This is a genomic window from Streptosporangium sp. NPDC048886 (assembly GCF_055586905.1).
In genome coordinates, this window is record NZ_JBVJHH010000030.1 from 64,313 (window position 1) to 80,716 (window position 16,404).

13 protein-coding genes and 1 tRNA gene are annotated in these 16,404 nt (G+C 72.6%); 7 read left to right on the forward strand and 7 right to left on the reverse strand.

Features of this window, described 5'->3' with window-relative positions; translation table 11 throughout:
• Positions 1–89: 89 nt before the first annotated feature.
• Both ACZ6R6_RS32075 and ACZ6R6_RS32080 read right to left on the reverse strand, forming a co-directional pair.
• Positions 90–425, reverse strand: coding sequence for a hypothetical protein (locus ACZ6R6_RS32075; RefSeq protein WP_470099673.1), 336 nt, complete (start codon positions 423–425; stop codon positions 90–92).
• Positions 426–688: 263 nt separating this feature from the next.
• Positions 689–784, reverse strand: a tRNA-Sec gene (locus ACZ6R6_RS32080).
• Positions 785–891: 107 nt separating this feature from the next.
• Between ACZ6R6_RS32080 and selD the strand changes: the two genes are divergently transcribed.
• On the forward strand, positions 892–1,962 hold the full coding sequence (gene selD, locus ACZ6R6_RS32085) for a selenide, water dikinase SelD (RefSeq protein WP_470099675.1): 1,071 nt from the start codon (positions 892–894) through the stop codon (positions 1,960–1,962).
• 112 nt (positions 1,963–2,074) lie between these two features.
• Here selD and nrfD read toward each other — a convergent pair whose 3' ends face one another.
• Genes nrfD through fdh form a run of 3 tightly spaced genes read right to left on the reverse strand, consistent with a single transcriptional unit; the run spans position 2,075 to position 7,194 of the window.
• A complete protein-coding gene (gene nrfD / locus ACZ6R6_RS32090; RefSeq protein ID WP_470099677.1) occupies positions 2,075–3,166 on the reverse strand; it encodes an NrfD/PsrC family molybdoenzyme membrane anchor subunit in 1,092 nt (363 codons plus the stop codon).
• 43 nt (positions 3,167–3,209) lie between these two features.
• Complete coding sequence (locus ACZ6R6_RS32095; protein ID WP_470099679.1) at positions 3,210–4,010, reverse strand: 4Fe-4S dicluster domain-containing protein; 801 nt, start codon at positions 4,008–4,010, stop codon at positions 3,210–3,212.
• Positions 4,003–7,194 (reverse strand): formate dehydrogenase, encoded by a 3,192-nt coding sequence (fdh, locus tag ACZ6R6_RS32100; protein ID WP_470099681.1) that lies wholly within the window; start codon positions 7,192–7,194, stop codon positions 4,003–4,005. Before fdh ends, ACZ6R6_RS32095 begins: the two co-directional genes overlap by 8 nt.
• 183 nt (positions 7,195–7,377) lie before the next feature.
• Between fdh and ACZ6R6_RS32105 the strand changes: the two genes are divergently transcribed.
• A complete protein-coding gene (locus ACZ6R6_RS32105) occupies positions 7,378–8,571 on the forward strand; it encodes an ROK family transcriptional regulator (RefSeq protein ID WP_470099683.1) in 1,194 nt (397 codons plus the stop codon).
• A gap of 57 nt (positions 8,572–8,628) precedes the next feature.
• Positions 8,629–9,684 carry an LLM class flavin-dependent oxidoreductase gene (locus tag ACZ6R6_RS32110; protein ID WP_470099685.1) on the forward strand — a complete coding sequence of 352 codons (1,056 nt, stop codon included), beginning with the start codon at positions 8,629–8,631 and terminating at the stop codon, positions 9,682–9,684.
• 124 nt (positions 9,685–9,808) lie between these two features.
• Here ACZ6R6_RS32110 and ACZ6R6_RS32115 read toward each other — a convergent pair whose 3' ends face one another.
• A complete protein-coding gene (locus ACZ6R6_RS32115) occupies positions 9,809–10,207 on the reverse strand; it encodes a hypothetical protein (protein ID WP_470099687.1) in 399 nt (132 codons plus the stop codon).
• Positions 10,208–10,388: 181 nt separating this feature from the next.
• Between ACZ6R6_RS32115 and ACZ6R6_RS32120 the strand changes: the two genes are divergently transcribed.
• The 3 genes from ACZ6R6_RS32120 to ACZ6R6_RS32130 all read left to right on the forward strand — a co-directional run bounded on the left by ACZ6R6_RS32120 (position 10,389) and on the right by ACZ6R6_RS32130 (position 13,627).
• Positions 10,389–11,441 carry a LacI family DNA-binding transcriptional regulator gene (locus tag ACZ6R6_RS32120; RefSeq protein ID WP_470099689.1) on the forward strand — a complete coding sequence of 351 codons (1,053 nt, stop codon included), beginning with the start codon at positions 10,389–10,391 and terminating at the stop codon, positions 11,439–11,441.
• A 68-nt stretch (positions 11,442–11,509) separates the two neighbouring features.
• Entirely contained in the window at positions 11,510–12,418 is a 909-nt protein-coding gene (locus tag ACZ6R6_RS32125; protein WP_470099691.1) for a helix-turn-helix transcriptional regulator, read from the forward strand.
• Between the two features lie 138 nt (positions 12,419–12,556).
• A complete protein-coding gene (locus ACZ6R6_RS32130; RefSeq protein ID WP_470099692.1) occupies positions 12,557–13,627 on the forward strand; it encodes a transposase domain-containing protein in 1,071 nt (356 codons plus the stop codon).
• 236 nt (positions 13,628–13,863) lie between these two features.
• Here ACZ6R6_RS32130 and ACZ6R6_RS32135 read toward each other — a convergent pair whose 3' ends face one another.
• Entirely contained in the window at positions 13,864–14,556 is a 693-nt protein-coding gene (locus ACZ6R6_RS32135) for a hypothetical protein (RefSeq protein ID WP_470099694.1), read from the reverse strand.
• A gap of 736 nt (positions 14,557–15,292) precedes the next feature.
• Here ACZ6R6_RS32135 and ACZ6R6_RS32140 point away from each other — a divergent pair.
• Positions 15,293–16,348 carry an MsnO8 family LLM class oxidoreductase gene (locus ACZ6R6_RS32140; protein ID WP_470099696.1) on the forward strand — a complete coding sequence of 352 codons (1,056 nt, stop codon included), beginning with the start codon at positions 15,293–15,295 and terminating at the stop codon, positions 16,346–16,348.
• Positions 16,349–16,404 lie beyond the last annotated feature (56 nt).

The window sequence follows — 16,404 nt, forward strand, 5'->3', positions numbered from 1 at the left end:
ACCTCGGCCTGTTCCCCTCCGCCCGGGACGCGCCCGGCTCCGGCCGCAGGGAGCCCGCCCGCCCGCGAGGAGGACGGGCGGGGCGCCGGTCAGTCGGACGTGAGCGAACCCGGTCCGCGGTCCTCGTAGGTGATGTTGTTGGTGTCCACCCAGATGGCGTCCGTGTGCGAGGACGCGCCTCCCCCCTGGTAATACCTGTCGGGCCCGTATCTCCAGGAGCATCCGGTACCGCTGCAGAACAGCGCCTTGAGGCGGAACCTGCCCGTGGTCATGCCGTTGTCGCAGTCGATCCACGCGGTGTGCAGGTCGGCGGACCATCCCCTGTTACAGGTCACGGCATGAGCCGGAGTCGCGGTCGCGGTGAGCGTCAGGGCGGACGACAGAGCGAGGGTCGTCGCGACGGTCAGGGCCTTTTTGAATCTCATGTGGGGGGGTTCCCTTCTGCCGTGGATCCGCCGCCGAATGGGCGCTCCAGGTCGAGATCATCCTTGTATGACTCGATGGGACCGGCAATGATTCATCCATATTTGTCCGCTTATGGACAGAAAGAACTCCCGCTATCCATCATCACCGTATGAGGCGGCCCCTGAGACATTGTCCGCATGCCCCCCGCCCGGCCCGCGGAGAATGCGGACCAGGCGGTCGAACCGGCGCGGTCGCCCTCTCCGGTTCTCGCGCGTTTCCCAGGTGGCGGAGGCGGACGGGAATCGAACCCGCCAGGCCGAGAACCTCGGCCTCGTCGGTTTTGAAGACCGCGGGGGCCACCAGGCGCCCACACGCCTCCAGGGGAGAACCTAACAGCAGACGGGTAAAGCCCCAGGCAGCACGTGTGGGGGCGGCGCGCCGCGCTCCCCCCACGTGGACCGTCGCAGACCTAGCAGGGAGTGCCGCATGGCGAGAGCAGCTGAGCGGGGTGTCTCCGCTCCCCCCTCCTCGCGGGGGCCGGCGCGGGAGGCGGTCCGGCTGACGCGGTACGCCCACGGGGGCGGCTGCGCCTGCAAGATCCCACCCGGCGAGCTGGAGGAGGTCGTCGCGGGCCTGCTCGACGGGGCTCGACCGGACCGCCGGAACCTCCCCTCCCCCGCCGGAGAGCTGGTCATCGGGCTCGACGACGGGGACGACGCCGCCGTGGTCCGCATCGAGGGGGGCCGGGCGATCGTGGCCACGGCCGACTTCTTCACGCCCGTGGTGGACGACCCCTACGACTGGGGGCGGATCGCGGCGGCCAACGCCCTGTCGGACGTCTACGCGGTGGGCGGGGAACCGCTGGTGGCGGTCAACCTGCTCGGCTGGCCACGCGAGAGGCTGCCGATGGATCTGGTGAAGGAGGTGCTGCGCGGCGGCCTGGACGTGGCCGGGGCCGCGGGATGTCACGTCGCGGGGGGCCACAGCGTCGACGACCCGGAGCCGAAGTACGGCATGGCCGTCACCGGCCTGGCCGATCCCGACCGGCTGCTGCGCATCGACGCGGGGCGGCCGGGGCTGCCGATCTCCCTCACCAAGCCGCTCGGCGTCGGCGTGCTCAACACCCGGCACAAGGCGACCGGCGAGGTCTTCCCGCAGGCGGTCGCCGCGATGACCACGCTGAACCGGGACGCCTCCCGGGCGGCGCTCGCCGCCGGCGCCGGGTGCGCCACGGACGTGACCGGATTCGGCCTGCTCGGCCACCTGTACAAGCTGGCCAGGGCAGGCGGTGTCACGGCGGTGGTCGACGTGGCGGCCGTGCCGTACCTGGAGGGGGCCCGCGAGGCGGTGCGGGACGGCTATGTCAGCGGCGGCACCCGGCGCAATCTGGCCTGGGTGGAGTCCCACCTCGATCCCGGCCGCATCGGTGAGGAGGACCTGCTGCTGCTGGCCGACGCCCAGACCTCCGGCGGCCTGCTGGTGGCGGGCGAGATCCCCGGCGCCCCGGTCATCGGCGAGCTCGTCCCCCTCGACGGCCCGGCCCTGCGGCTGCGCTGAGCCCTCCGGGCAGGCCCGCCCACGCCCGCACTGAGCCCTCCCTGGCAGGGCCGCCCGCGCCGGACCGTTGCGGGCGAGCGGCCAGGCCGGGCGGGGCTGGGCCGCCGGGTCGCTACGGCCAGGTCCGGGCCGGCGGCGGGAGCGAGGCAGGCTCTCCGGCCTCCAGGCGCCGCCGCTGGGGCACCACCGTGTACTTCGGGTCGGCGGCCGACGCCCTGCCGGCCTCCAGGACGCCGAAGCGGAGCAGCAGCGAGCCCGCGCTGAGGGCGAGACCGGACAGCGCGGTGAGGGCGCGGCTGCGGCCGGCGACCGTGGCGAGCAGGCCGCCGCCCGCCGTCAGGACGCGGGCCGCCCGCATCCGGCGCCCCGCCTTCCCCTGGTGGTACGGCTCGCCGACCAGGCCGAGCCGGCGCTCCAGCACCGCACCGGCGGCCGTCTCCACGGCGGCGCCGAGCACGGCGACGGCACGGGCCGGGCCCGCCTCCGCGCGGGGCGTGGCCAGCATGCCCGCGGCTCCCGCGCTGGCCAGCGCGCTCCCGGCGAACATGAACGGCAGCTCCCGGTGCGCCTCGTGCCAGGCGGGCACGGCGGTGTCGGCCAGGAGCACCGCGGTGTAGGTGGCCATCAGCGGCCCGGTGGCCACCCCGGCGACCAGGCTCGCGGCGCCGCCCGCGAGAGGCAGCACGGCGGCGACCGCGGAGGGCAGGGAACCGGCGACCCGAGAGGCAGGCCGGGCGCCGGCGACCCGGGCGGCGGGCCGAGCTGCGGCGAGCCAGGAGGCGGGCCGGGCGGCGGGCCGCACGCCGGCGACCCGGGAGGCGGGCCGGGCGGCGACCTCGGAGGCGGCGGCGACCGCCGTCAGCCCGCCGTGGACGGCCAGGATCCAGGAGCCCATGCTCATCGGCGAGGTGGGCTTGAAGACGCGCAGCATGTTGAGGAACCGCTCCGGCCTGCCGAGCTCGGCGACCAGGAAGGCCGCCCCGGCGGTGGCTCCGAGCGCCGCGGTGACCCCGGCGGTGAGCGCGAGCCGGCCGTGCCCGGAGAGCCGGGCCGCCGCCCCCATCACCGACGACGCCCCGGACAGGCCACCCAGGTAGAGGTATGTCGGCATGTGGGGTTCGTGCCAGACCGGGGGTTTGATCACCGGCTGCCCGTAGTAGGACCGGAACTCCGCCTCCGGCACCATCTCCCGCTCCCGCGTCACCGCCGCCACCCCCGGCGGCGCCCGCGGGCGCCGGCCCCGCCCATCAACCTCTCCCCAGGAACGACACGGCGACCGCGCCGACGAGGGAGAGCGCCGCCCCCGCGGCCCACCGCCACATCGTCGGCAGGTCCCTGGTGGTGACCACCGGATCGGGGGGCAGGCCGTACACCTCGGGGTCGGCCAGCAGCAGGAAGAACGCGCCGGCGCCGCCCACCCCGTCGCCGGGGCTCGCGCCGTACAGCCGGGCCTGCGGCCTGCCCTCCTCGTGCAGCCGCTCCACCCGCTCCTCGGCGCGGGTCCGCAGCTCCTCCAGCGGCCCGAACTGGATGGAGTCGGTCGGGCAGGCCTTGGCGCAGGCCGGTTCCAGCCCGCCGAGCTGACGGTCGTAGCACATCGTGCACTTGAACGCCCGGCCATCGCGTTCCCTGCGGTCGATCACGCCGTAGGGGCAGGCCGGCACGCAGTAGCCGCAGCCGTTGCAGATGTCCGCCTGCACCACCACCGTGCCGAACTCGGTGCGGAACAGCGCCCCGGTCGGGCAGACGTCCAGGCACGCGGCGTGCGTGCAGTGCTTGCACACATCCGATGACATCAGCCAGCCCTCGATCCCCTCGGACCCGCCGTCGCCGCTCTGCCCGGGGCCGGCAGGCACCCGGCTCAGCTCCTCGATGAAGGCCACGTGGCGCCAGGTGCTCGCCCCCAGGCTCCCGGTGTTGTCGTAGGAGGTGGCCCGGAAGACGAAGCCGTCGTCGGGGACGTCGTTCCATTCCTTGCAGGCGACCTCGCACGCCTTGCAGCCGATGCAGACGCTCGTGTCGGTGAAGAACCCCATCCGCTCAGTCATGGCGGTACTCCTTGATCAGGGCGAGCAGGGCCTCTCCCCGGGGACGCCTACCGGGCCGCAGGTCACAGGTCATGGCCTTGCCCTCCTGGATGTAGACGTTCGGGTCGAGCACTATGGGCAGCAGGTCGTTGGTGACGTCACCGGTGGCCAGGCCGCCGCTGCCCCAGCCCCAGTGGTAGGGCAGGCCGACCTGGTGGACCGGCCGGCCCTCGATCCGCAGCGGCCGGACGCGCTCGGTCACCAGGACTCGGGCCTCGATCGCGGTGCGCGAGGTCACGATCGTCGCCCAGCCCCCGTTGACCAGCCCCGCCTCGGCGGCGAGCTGCGGGGAGACCTCGCAGAACAGCTCCGGCTGGAGCTCGGCCAGGTAGGGCAGCGGCCGGCTCATGGCGCCGGCGGTGTGGTGCTCGGTGAGCCGGTAGGTCGTGAGCACGTAGGGGAAGCGCGGCGAGAACGGCGGGTTGTAGGGCGTCTCGGGGCCGTGGTAGATCTTGCGCGCGGGGTTGGCCTGCTGGCCGTACAGCGTGTTGCGCACCGGCGACTCGTGCGGCTCGTAGTGCGCCGGCAGCGGCCCGTCGGCCAGTCCGGCCGGGGCGAACAGCCAGCCCTTGCCGTCGGCCTGCATGATGAACGGGTCGGTCCCGGCCAGCGCGTCCTCGGCGCCGGCGCCCTCGGGCGGCAGGTAGTCCGGCGGCTTGTCCTTCTCGAAGTCCGGCACGTCGTCCCCGGTCCATTCGCCCCTGTCGGCGTCCCACCAGATGTAGGCCTTGCGCTCGCTCCACGGGCGGCCCTCGGGGTCGGCGGAGGCCCGGTTGTAGAGGATGCGCCGGTTGGCCGGCCACGCCCAGCCCCATTCGGGCGCGACCCGGCTCTGCTCGCCGCGCGGCCTGCGGCGGGCCGCCTGGTTGACCTCGTCGGCGTAGACCCCGCAGTAGATCCAGCAGCCGCACCGGGTGGAGCCGTCGGGCTTGAGCTCGGTGTAGGCCGACAGCGCCCGCCCGTCGGGACCGGTGCCGTTGATCTCGCGCAGCACCGCCTCCGCCGAGGGCTCCCGGTGCTCGCCCTCCTCCGGGTAGTCCCAGGTCAGCTCGCGCAGCGGCCGGTCGATCTCGTCGCCGGACAGCCGCTGCCTGATGCGTTTGCCGAGGTGGTAGTAGAACGACAGGTCGCTACGGCAGTCGCCCGGCGGGTCGAGCGCCTTCTCCCGCCACTGCAGCAGCCGCTGCGTGTTGGTGAAGGTGCCCTCCTTCTCCACGTGGCTGGCCGCGGGCAGGAAGAACACCTCGGTGCCGATGTCCTCGGTGCGCATCTCCCCGGTCTCCAGCTCGGGGCCGTCCTTCCAGAAGGTGGCCGTCTCCACCAGCGTCAGGTCCCGCACCACCAGCCAGTCGAGGTTGGCCAGCCCGAGCCGCTGCGCCCGGCCGCCGGAGGAGCCGACCGCCGGGTTCTCCCCCACCACGAAGTAGCCCTTCACGGTGCCGTCGATCTGGTTCATCACGGTCGTGAAGTGGCCGTGGTCGCCGGTCAGGCGCGGCAGGTGGCCGAAGCAGAAGTCGTTGTCCTCGGTGGCCGCATCGCCCCACCACGCCTTGAGCAGGCTCACCATGTAGGAGCGTTTGCGGCCCCAGAAACCGGTGTCGGCGCCCACCCCGGCCAGATACTCCGCCAGCCCCTCGTCCCGGTGGGCGTGCGGCATCGGCAGGTATCCCGGCAGGATGTTGAACAGCGTCGGGATGTCGGTGGAGCCCTGGATGCTGGCGTGGCCGCGCAGCGCCAGGATGCCGCCGCCGGGGCGGCCCATGTTGCCCAGCAGCAGCTGCAGGATCGCGGCCGTGCGGATGTACTGCACGCCCACCGAGTGCTGGGTCCAGCCGACCGAGTAGACCCACGCGGTGGTCCGCTCCCGGCCGGAGTTCGCGGTGACCGCCCCGGCGAGCTCGGCGAAGTCCTCCCGGGAGATGCCGCACAGCTCGGCCACCGTCTCCGGGGTGTAGCGGGCGAAGTGCCGTTTGAGGATCTGGTAGACGCAGCGCGGGTGGGTCAGCGTCGGGTCGGTGGGCGGCCTGGCGAGCATCGCGGCGCCGCCGGAGCCGTACTGGTCAGAACCCGCCGCCTCGGCATGACGGGGGCCGCCCTCCAACTGCTCGTCGCGCAGCCCGGCGGCGGCCTCCTCGTGCGCGCCCTCGTAGGACCAGCTCGACGGGTCGTACTTGCGCGTGTCCGGGTCGAAGCCGGAGAACAGCCCGTCCAGGTCCTCGGTGTCCTGGAAGCGCTCGGAGACGATCGTCGAGGCGTTGGTGTAGGCCAGGACGTACTCGCGGAAGTCCAGCCCGTTGGCGAGCACGTGGTTGATCAGCGCGCCGAGCAGGACGATGTCGCTGCCCGCGCGGATCGGCACGTGCTTGTCGGCGAGCGCGCTGGTCCTGGTGTAGCGCGGGTCGACGTGGAAGACCTTCGCCCCCCGCGCTCTGGCCTCGACCACCCACTGGAAGCCCACCGGATGGCATTCGGCCATGTTGGAGCCCTGGATGACGATGCAGTCGGACTCGGCCAGATCCTGCTGGAAGTCCGTAGCGCCACCACGCCCGAAGCTGGTCCCCAGACCGGGGACGGTGGAGGAGTGTCAAATACGCGCCTGGTTCTCCACCTGGACCGCGCCGAGGGCGGTGTACAGCTTCTTCATCAGGTAGTTCTCTTCGTCGTCGAGCGTCGCCCCGCCCAGGCTGGCGATGCCCATGGTGCGCCGTACGACCCTGCCCTTCTCCTCCTGCTGCCAGGTCTCCCGCCGGGTCCGCAGCACCCGGTCGGCGATCATGTCCATCGCGGTCTCGAGGTCCAGCGGCTCCCAGTCGGTGCCGTGCGGCCGCCGGTAGAGCACGCGGGTCTGCCGGCCGGGGTGGGTGACGAGCTGCTTGCTCGCCGATCCCTTGGGGCAGAGCCGCCCGCGCGAGATCGGCGAGTCGGGGTCGCCCTCGATCTGGGTGACCGTGCCGTCCTTGACGTAGACGAGCTGGCCGCAGCCGACCGCGCAGTAGGGGCAGATCGATCTGGCGACCGTGTCCGCCTCCTCGGTCCGGGGCCGCAGCGCGTCGGTCCGTGCCGACCGGGCGGCGTCGCCCCTGCCGTCCTCTCCCCTGAGCTGGCGGATCACCGGCCAGCGGGAGATCCATCCCCCCTGTGCCATGTTGCGTGTCCTGCCCCCGATCCATCTGGTCTAATCACCTCACGAGGGACAGGCCACTGATCGGCCCCCGGCCGGGGCCAGGTCACAGCGGGTGCGGCCGGATCCGGTGGGGACCGTGACGGCTCTGGATGACTTATTTCAGGGCCTGATCTAACATGGCCGGAGGCTGGGGGAAGGAAGATCATGGTCAGGGCCGAACGCAGAACAGTGCGCGATCTCCGCCGGGGGAACCGGGCGGTGCTGCTGCGCACGCTCTACTTCGAAGGCCCGACCAGCCGCCACGAGCTCAGCGAGCTGACCGGCCTGAGCGCCGCCTCGGTCAGCAACGTGACCGGTGACCTCATCACCGACGGCGTCGTCGTCGAGGCGGGCCTGGTGGAGTCCGACGGCGGGCGCCCCCGGGTGCTGCTCCGCGTCAACCCGGAGTTCGGATACACGATCGGGGTGGACGTCGGCGAGACCCATGTCCAGGTCGAGCTGTTCGACCTGGACATGAACGAGCGGGCCAGGGCCGAATACCCCCTCCGCCCGGCCCGGCACGACGTCGACCTGGTCGTGCGGCACATCCTGTCCGGCATCGACGCCGTGCTCGCCACCGGCGCCGTCGATCCCGCCCAGGTGCTCGGCGTGGGCATCGGCGTCCCCGGCATCGTCGAGAGCGGGCCCGAAGCGCTCATCCACGCCCAGACCTTCGGCTGGGACGCGGTCCCCCTCGGCACGCTCCTGCGCGCGGGCACCTCGCTCCCCCTGTACGTGGACAACGGCGCCAGGACGATGGGCCAGGCCGAGCTGTGGTTCGGCGCCGGCCGCGGGACGCGGCACACCATCGTCGCGCTGATCGGCTCGGGGGTCGGGGCCAGCGTCATCACCGACGGGATCCCCTACCGCGGCGTCAACAGCAGTGCCGGCGAGTGGGGGCACACGAAGATCACGATGGGGGGCCGGCCCTGCCGGTGCGGCGGCCGCGGCTGCCTGGAGTCCTACATCGGGGCCGAGAGCATCCTGGAACGGGCCGGCCTGTCCGCCGAGGTCGCCGACGAGCAGGCCGTGCTGGCCGAGCTGGTCGCCGCCGGAGGCCCCGTCATCGACGAGACGGCCGACTACCTCGGCGCCGGCCTGGCCAACCTGATCAACCTGTTCAACCCCGAGCGGATCGTCATCGGCGGCTGGGCCGGGCTCCTGATGGGCCGGCACCACCTGACGAGGATCAGGAGATCCGCCGCCACGAACTCCTTGACCCAGCCCTACGATTCGGCCTCCATCGTGCTGGGCCGCCTCGGCCCCGACGCGGTCGCCCTGGGCGCCGCCACCCTCGTCGTGGAGGACTTCCTGCTCGCCAAGGCCGTCCCGCCCGGCCGGCGCTCAGCCGCGGTCTGATCTCACCTGTCCCGACTAACCGGAATAAACCTCCGCTTAGCCGGGGTTGCCGTTGTCATGGCTGAAGACAACATCCGTGGCGTGGCCCGCGGCACCTCCGACGTCCCCCTGTCGATCCTCGAACTGGCCACGGTCGGTTCGGGTGTCAGCGCCACCGAGACCCTGCGGGCGAGCACCGAGCTGGCCAGGCGGGCGGAGAAGCTGGGCTACCACCGGATCTGGGTCGCCGAACATCACGGGATGCCCTCGGTGGCCAGTTCCTCCCCCGCCGTGTTGATCGCCCACCTGGCCGCGGCGACCACGAACATCCGGCTGGGCTCCGGCGGCGTGATGCTGCCCAACCACGCGCCCCTGATCGTCGCCGAGCAGTTCGGCACCCTCCACGCGCTGCATCCGGGCCGCATCGACCTCGGGCTCGGCCGGGCTCCGGGCACCGACCCCGCCACGGCCCGGGCGCTGCGCCGCCACGGCCTGGACGCCGACGACTTCCCCGAGCAGCTCGCCGAGCTGACCGCCTTCCTGGACGGCGCGTTCCCGGCGGGCCATCCGCTCGAGAAGGTCGTGGCCACTCCGCGGTCGCCCGAGTCGGGCCGGCCGCCGATCTGGCTCCTCGGATCCAGCGGCTTCAGCGCCCAGCTCGCCGGCCTGCTCGGGCTGCCGTTCGCGTTCGCCCACCACTTCAGCTCGGCGAACACCATCCCCGCCCTGGACCTCTACCGCTCGGCCTTCCAGCCCTCGGCGGTGCTCGACCGGCCGTACGCGATGATCGGCGTCTCCGCCGTCGCCGCCGACACCCCGGAACAGGCGCTCCGCATGGCCCGCTCGGGCGGGCTGTCCATGCTGCGCCTGCGTCGCGGGGCCCCGCAGCCGGTCCCCACCCCCGAGGAGGCCGAGGCCTACCCTTACAGCCCGGTGGAGCAGCAGATCATGGACGACTACCTGTCCAACGTGGTGCACGGCGACCCCGCCCAGGTGCGGGCGGGTCTTGAGGAGTTGCGCAAGCGCACCGAGGCCGACGAGTTGATGATCACCACGCTGGTCCACAGCACCGCGGACCGGATCCGCTCCTACGAGCTGGTCGCCGAGACCTACGAGCTGCCGCGGAGTCTGTGACGGACCGCATGGAGCGGGGCGGGCGCGCCACGGCGCCGGGCGCGCCGCCGACGGATCGCGGATCACCCGGGCGGCGGACGCCCGCCCGCCATGGATACCCATCCGGACAACGGGCGCACGCCCGTTATGGATACTCGTCCGGCGACAGTCCGTCCCGGTGCTCGCCGCCCTCGACCGGGTCGGGGAACGCGCGCTCCTCGGGTGGGTCGACCAGCTCGACGAGCTGCCGTACGGCGGGGCTGTCGAGGACCGCGGCGAGGGCGCCGACCAGCCCCTCGCCCAGCGGGCGGAAGACCTCCGTCACCGCTTCCACCACGGCCTGCGCCTGGGCGCCGAACACGACGCCGACGTCATGCATGAACTCCGCGGAGACCCCCGGCAGGGGCGGCGCCGGTAATGCGAGCTGCCGCCTCGGCGGAGCTTTTTCGGGTGGTGCCCAGCGCATGGAGTCCTCGCTCATGGCGAGCCACTCGTCGACGACTCCGTCGATGGCGTCGAGCACGTGGTCGGGATCGCTTGGCATAGCGGCTCCCCCGGTGGCTGAGATTCGATAAGACGACGGTACCTCGCCGCGCTCCGGCGGGGAGGGGCCGCCCGCCGTACGGCGCCGCAGATCATGGCCCCCGCGCCCGCCTTCCCGCGGACTCCGCGGGCTCCGGCGCATCGGCCGGGAGAGCGCTCTCCCGCTGTGCTATAAAGGCCGTATGAGCGAAGATCTCCCGCTGACATCGGGGTCTCCCACGCTGGAAGACGTGGCCCGAGTTGCGGGTGTCTCCCGCGCCACCGTCTCCCGCGTGATCAACGGCATCCGCAACGTCGATCCCGCGATCCAGGAGACGGTCAGGCAGGCCATCTCCACCACCGGCTACGTCCCCAACCAGGCGGCGCGCTCCCTCGTCACGCGACGCACCGGGGCGATCGCGCTGGTGGTCTCCGGAGCGGGCGGCGAGAGCGAGCAGGACCCGTTCCCCAGCCAGGTCTTCGCCGACCCCTTCTTCGGCCGCGTGGCCAGCGGCATCGTCGGCTTCCTCCGCCCCCGCGCCATCTACCCGACCCTGATGTTCGCCGAGACCTCCGAGTCCCGCGCCCAGGTGATCACATATCTCCGTCAGGGCAACGCCGACGGAGCGATACTGGTCTCCACCCACGCCGAGGATCCGCTGCCGCGGCTGCTCGTCGGCTCGGGACTGCCCGCCGTGCTCTTCGCCAGGCCCGCCGAGCCCATCCCCATCAGTTACGTCGACGTCGCGCACAGAGCCGGGGCGAAACTGGCCGCCGACCACCTGATCGCCCGCGGCTGCCGGCGCATCGCGACCATCTCCGGCCCCCTCGACGTCCCCGCCAGCCAGGACCGCCTGGCCGGCTTCCGCGACGCGATGGCCATGCACGGCCACCCCTACATCCCCTGCGTCGAGGGGAACTTCACCCACGACAGCGGCGAGGCGGCCATGGAGCGGCTGCTGGCCGAGCATCCGGAGATCGACGGTGTCTTCGTCGCCAACGACCTGATGGCCCAGGGGGCCCTGCTCGTGCTGCGCCACCACGGGCGCGGGGTGCCCGACGACGTCGCCGTGGTCGGCTTCGACGACAGCAGCGCGGCGCTGGCCTGCCGGCCGCAGCTCACCACGGTCCGCCACCCCGTGGAGGACATGGCGGCCGAGATGGCCCGCCTGCTGCTGGCCCACATCGACCAGCCGGGCCGGCAGGTGACCTCGGTCATCTTCGAACCCACCCTGGTGGTCCGTCAGTCCGCCTGAGCGCGCCCGTACGGCCCGGCCCGCCCTCGGGGCGGCCCGGTGACGACGGCGGGCGCACACTGGAGAACGTGGACCACAACGCCGAGCTCAGGGAGTTCCTGCGCAGCCGCCGCGCGCGCCTGAGCCCCCAGCAGGCGGGCGTGCCCACCACCGGCGGCACCCGCCGGGTGCCCGGCCTGCGCCGGGAGGAGCTCGCCCACCTCGCCGGCGTCAGCGTGGACTACTACACCCGCCTGGAGCAGGGCCGCCACGTCAACGTCTCGGAGAGCGTCCTGGACGCCGTCGCCCGCGCGCTGCGCCTGGACGGGGTGGAGCGCGCCTACCTCTTCGAGCTCGGCCGCTCCACGCCCCGGCCCACCCGCCGCCGCACGCCCGCGCGGCCGCAGCGCGTGCGCCCCGGGCTGCACCGGATACTGGAGGCCCTGGCCGGCGTGGCCCCGGCGCTCATCTTCGGCCGGCGCACGGACGTGCTGGCCGCCAACCGCCTCGCCCGCGCCCTGATCACCGACTTCGACGCGCTGCCGCAGCGCGAGCGCAACCTGGCCCGCCACATGTTCCTCGACGAGGCCGCGCGTGACCTCTACCTCGACTGGGACACCGTCGCCGCCGAGACCGTCGCCGCCCTCCGCCTGGACGCCGGCCGCCACCCCGACGACCCGCAGCTCGCCGAGCTCGTCGGCGAGCTGGCCGTCAAGAGCGAGGAGTTCCGGACCTGGTGGGCCGACCGCAACCTCCGTGAGCGCACCCACGGCACCAGGCGCTACCACCATCCCGTCGTGGGCGAGCTCGTCCTGTCCTACGAGTCGGTCGTCTTCCCCGGCGACGCCGACCAGACCATGTGCGTCCACACCACCGAACCCGGCAGCCCCTCGGAGACGGCGCTCCGGCTCCTGGCCAACTGGACGGCCCCCCAACCCCCGGCCGTCCGGCCCTCCGCCACCGGCCTCCGGCCGCCCGTCCGGGGCCCCCGGACGTAGCCCGCGGGGTGCCGATGTTTCGCCTGTGACAGCGCTTTCCTCAAGCGCTTGTCACTTGTCAATCTCGACGCGGTTCACCGGAAAAGTCAGGCACTTGCTTATAACGTGCACGGCGCGCTTTCAGGCAGAGTTACGCAGGTGAAGACTCCGTCAGGCGGTGGTCGGCTGGCAGATCAGCTGTCGATCGGTTTTCTCACATCTGTCTTTCCGACATCGCTGCTCGACGAGGTGATAGAGGTCTGCGGATGCGCGGAGCGGCGGCGGCGGGCGCTGCCGGCCCGTCTGACGATTTACTACGTGCTGGCCCTGTGCCTGTTCTCCGACAAGAACTACGACCAGGTCATGCGCCTGCTGCTGAACGGCCTGGCGTGGCGGTCACGCTGGGTCCACACCTGGGAGCCGCCCAGCGCCTCGGCCATCAGCCGGGCCCGCGCACGGCTCGGCGCGGAACCCCTGCGCGTGCTCTTCTACCGGGTGAGCGGCCCGGTGGCGCACCCCCAGGCCCCCAGGTCGTGGCTGGCCGGCCTCCGGCTGGTCACGATGGACGGCACGACGCTGGTCGTCCCCGAGACCCATGACAACTCGGCCTTCGGCCATCCTGCCGGGGCGGCCGGCCTCCCCCGCGTCCGTGTGGTGGCCGTGGCCGAGAACGGTACGCACGCGCTGATCGACGCGACGTTCGGCGGTTCGGCCGTGGAGCAGGACACCCTGGCCCGGAGGCTGCTGCGCTGCCTGGAGTCCGACATGTTACTGCTCGCCCGTTCCGGCTCGCGGGGGTTCGACCTGTGGCGCCAGGCGGTCGAGACCGGCACGCACCTGCTGTGGGGGATGACCGGAGCCGACGCGCTCCCCGTAGGGCGCGGTTTCGAGGACGGCTCCTACCTGTCCCGGCCGGTCGGCCTGGGCGGCCCGCCCCTGCGGGTCATCCCCCTGCCGGGCACGGAATGGCTGATCACCACGCTGGTCGACCCGGAGCAGGCGTCCGCCGCCGAGCTGGCGGCGCGCTATGCCGAGCGGTGGGTCCTGGACAGCGCGCTGGCCTGGCTCTGCTCCGGCCGCCGGGGACCGGCGGCCGTGTTGCGCTCGCGGAGCCCGGAGATGGTGGCCCAGGAGATCTGGGCCCTGCTCTGCGTCTACCAGGCCGCGCGGGCGCTGAGCTGTCAGGCCGCGGGCCACCCGGAGGCGCTGTGCGCGTGCGCCCGCGTCTAGCCCGGCCCCCGCGCCTGCCGGCACCTGACCTCGTGGCACCTGACCTCCTGGCATCGGACCTTGTGGCATCGGACCTTGTGGCATCGGACCTTGTGGCATCGGGGCTCCCGGCGGCGGAGGGCGGCCCGTGCGGTGCGCACGGGCCGCGCGGGCCGCGGACGTCATGGCCCGCCTCTCGCGCGGGTGCGGGAGAGGCGGGCCGGCCCTGCCGGGCGGACGGGACCGCTCAGGGGTTCTCAGGAGGTGAGGTGGAGCTTCTGGTCGTAGACGCCCGAGTTGGCGGTGGTCTCACCGAGAAGCTGGAACGTGGCGCTGAAGGTGGCCGTGCCGGGGCACAGGAAGCTGCCGCTGTCCTTGTTGAGGCTGTAGTTGACAGCTCTGGCCTGGGCCTGCACCACGGGCTGCGGGCGGTTGGCGTTGGTGGGGTTGAAGGCGTCCAGGACGATGCTGTTGCCGGCGCCGGAGCCCCGGTAGGTGCAGTTGATGGTGCCGAACCAGCCGGTGCTCACCGAGGAGACCTTGACGCTGTTGAGGGTTACGGTGCCGTCGCGGCCGTTGGGGATCGGGGCGTAGGTGACGTTGCCGTTGTTCCAGGGGAGCCCGACCGCGGTCACGGTGGACTGGCCGCCGGCGCTGTTGGGGCACTGCGGGCCGGGGCTGTTGCTGAAGTTGTAGGCCGAGACGTTCAGCGCGGTGCCGTCCGACTGCACGGTGCCGTCGATGACGCCGACGTTACAGGTGGCGGTGGCGAGTGAGGTGCTGATCGATACGTTGCCGATCAACGTCGCCCTGACCTTGCCGGAGTAGAGCGCGCCGAACTGGTCGTTCCTGTGGATCTTGGTGGTGGCCGCCCAGGCGGAGGTCGGGACGGAGGCGAGTGCCAGCACGACGGCGGTCACGGCGAGGACGAGATTTCGGAGGCGTTTCATCGGCCACTCCTCTGTAATTTACCGGACATCGCGAGAGTAGATAGCCGCATATCATCAGTCAATGTCCCAATGTCAAATACTTTGGTCAGACGACAATCTCACGCCGCGAATCAATGGGAATTCTGTTGAGATAAGCGCTGCATCGCCGGAGCCGCAGATCGGCGAATTAAGCGGAATCCCACACTTCCCGGAGCGCCACACGCGGGCCGTCGCGGCATCCTGAAATACCAGCTCAGACGGGCTGTCGACGGGCGGTTGCGGTGCCGGCGGCCGGATCGCGGCCTCCCGCCAACGACCGCCGCAGCCCCGGGGTCCCGTGTTAGTGTCAAATCATGACAGGCGCGCCCCGGCCCGCTCGGTATGCCTTCTCAAGTCACGTCGGCGCATGCGGCTCCGGCCGTAAACACCCACTCCGCGAGTCAGTAAACAATGCGACCAGCAGACATATCCGCCGGCCATGTCCGGACACCGGCCACCGCACCGGAATTTCTCGTCGGGTCATATGCGAAAACCAAGCGCTTGAATCAACGGTTCTTTCCGGCCCGGACGGGCGCGGGCCGTGACCCCGGGACCCGCCGGGTCAGGCCGCACGACCCCTCCGCCCCCGCCCCCCGCCTCCCACTCTCGTCTCCCGCCCTCCGTCTCCCCGGCCGCTCCGCCCCTCCGCCTCCCACCGGTCCGGGTGCCGCGGGCGGCGGCCGGGGAATCCCCGGGGGGCGAAGGTGTTGAAGTGAGGGTGAACGCAGCATCGCCGGCAACACGGTTGTCGATCCTGGACCGCTCCCTCGCCCGGCGGGGGCACGGCCACGCGCAGGCGCTGCGCGAGACCGTACGGTTCGCCCAGGAGGCCGAGGCCCTCGGCTACCACCGCTTCTGGGTGTCGGAGCATCACGGGGTGCCCGGGGCCGCGGGCTCGGCGCCGACCGTCCTGGCCGCCGCCGTCGCCGCCGCGACCTCCCGCATCCGGATCGGCACCGGCGGGGTGATGCTCCCCAACCACCCGCCGCTGGTCGTCGCCGAGCAGTTCGGCGTCCTCGAGTCGCTCTACCCGGGCCGTATCGACATGGGCCTGGGCCGGTCGGTCGGCTTCACCGGCGGCATACGGCGCGCGCTGGGCCACGACAAGCGCGACGCGGAGGACTTCGGGGCCCAGCTCACCGAGCTGCTCGGCTACTTCACCGGCGACCAGCAGGCACATCCGGGGGTGCACGCGTTCCCGTCCGAAGGGCTGCGGGTGCCCGCGTACGTGCTCGCCACGGGCACCGGAGCGGACATCGCGGCCGGGCACGGGCTGCCGCTGGTGATCGCGGCGGCGGGCGGGCAGGAGCGGATGCTGGAGGCGATCGCCCGTTACCGTGCGGGCTTCCGGCCCTCGGCCTGGTCGGCGCGGCCGTACGTCGTCGTCGCGGCCGGCATCGCGGTCGCCGGGACCACCGAGGCGGCCCGGCGGCTGCAGGCGCCCGAGGCGTGGGCGACCGCCGTCTCGCGCACCCGCGGCGTCTTCCCTCCGCTCGCCCCGGCCGGGGAGATCCTCTCCTCGGACATGACGGCGCGGGAACGCGCCCTCTTCGAGGAGGCGCTGCGGGGGCAGATCCACGGCACGCAGGAGGAGGTCGCGCTCGCGTTGAAGGGGCTGGTCGCGCGGAGCGGCGCCGACGAGGTGCTGGTCACCATGAACACCTTCGACCACGGCGAGCGGCTCGACTCCTACCGCCGTCTGGCCCGCCTGGCGGGCATCACCGCGCCCACTCCGGCCGCCGCGGGGGCGGGAGCCTCTGACGGCCGGTGGTGACGGCGGCCCGGCCGCGCGGCGGGAGTCCCGGGCCGGCCGGCACGCCATCGAGCCGC

Coding starts and splice junctions, on each gene's coding strand:
- ACZ6R6_RS32075 (WP_470099673.1), bottom strand. CDS start 425: ATGAGATTCAAAAAGGCCCTGACCGTCGCGACGACCCTCGCTCTGTCG.
- ACZ6R6_RS32120 (WP_470099689.1), top strand. CDS start 10,389: ATGAGCGAAGATCTCCCGCTGACATCGGGGTCTCCCACGCTGGAAGAC.
- ACZ6R6_RS32095 (WP_470099679.1), bottom strand. CDS start 4,010: ATGACTGAGCGGATGGGGTTCTTCACCGACACGAGCGTCTGCATCGGC.
- ACZ6R6_RS32135 (WP_470099694.1), bottom strand. CDS start 14,556: ATGAAACGCCTCCGAAATCTCGTCCTCGCCGTGACCGCCGTCGTGCTG.
- selD (WP_470099675.1), top strand. CDS start 892: ATGGCGAGAGCAGCTGAGCGGGGTGTCTCCGCTCCCCCCTCCTCGCGG.
- ACZ6R6_RS32110 (WP_470099685.1), top strand. CDS start 8,629: ATGGCTGAAGACAACATCCGTGGCGTGGCCCGCGGCACCTCCGACGTC.
- ACZ6R6_RS32115 (WP_470099687.1), bottom strand. CDS start 10,207: ATGCCAAGCGATCCCGACCACGTGCTCGACGCCATCGACGGAGTCGTC.
- ACZ6R6_RS32105 (WP_470099683.1), top strand. CDS start 7,378: ATGGTCAGGGCCGAACGCAGAACAGTGCGCGATCTCCGCCGGGGGAAC.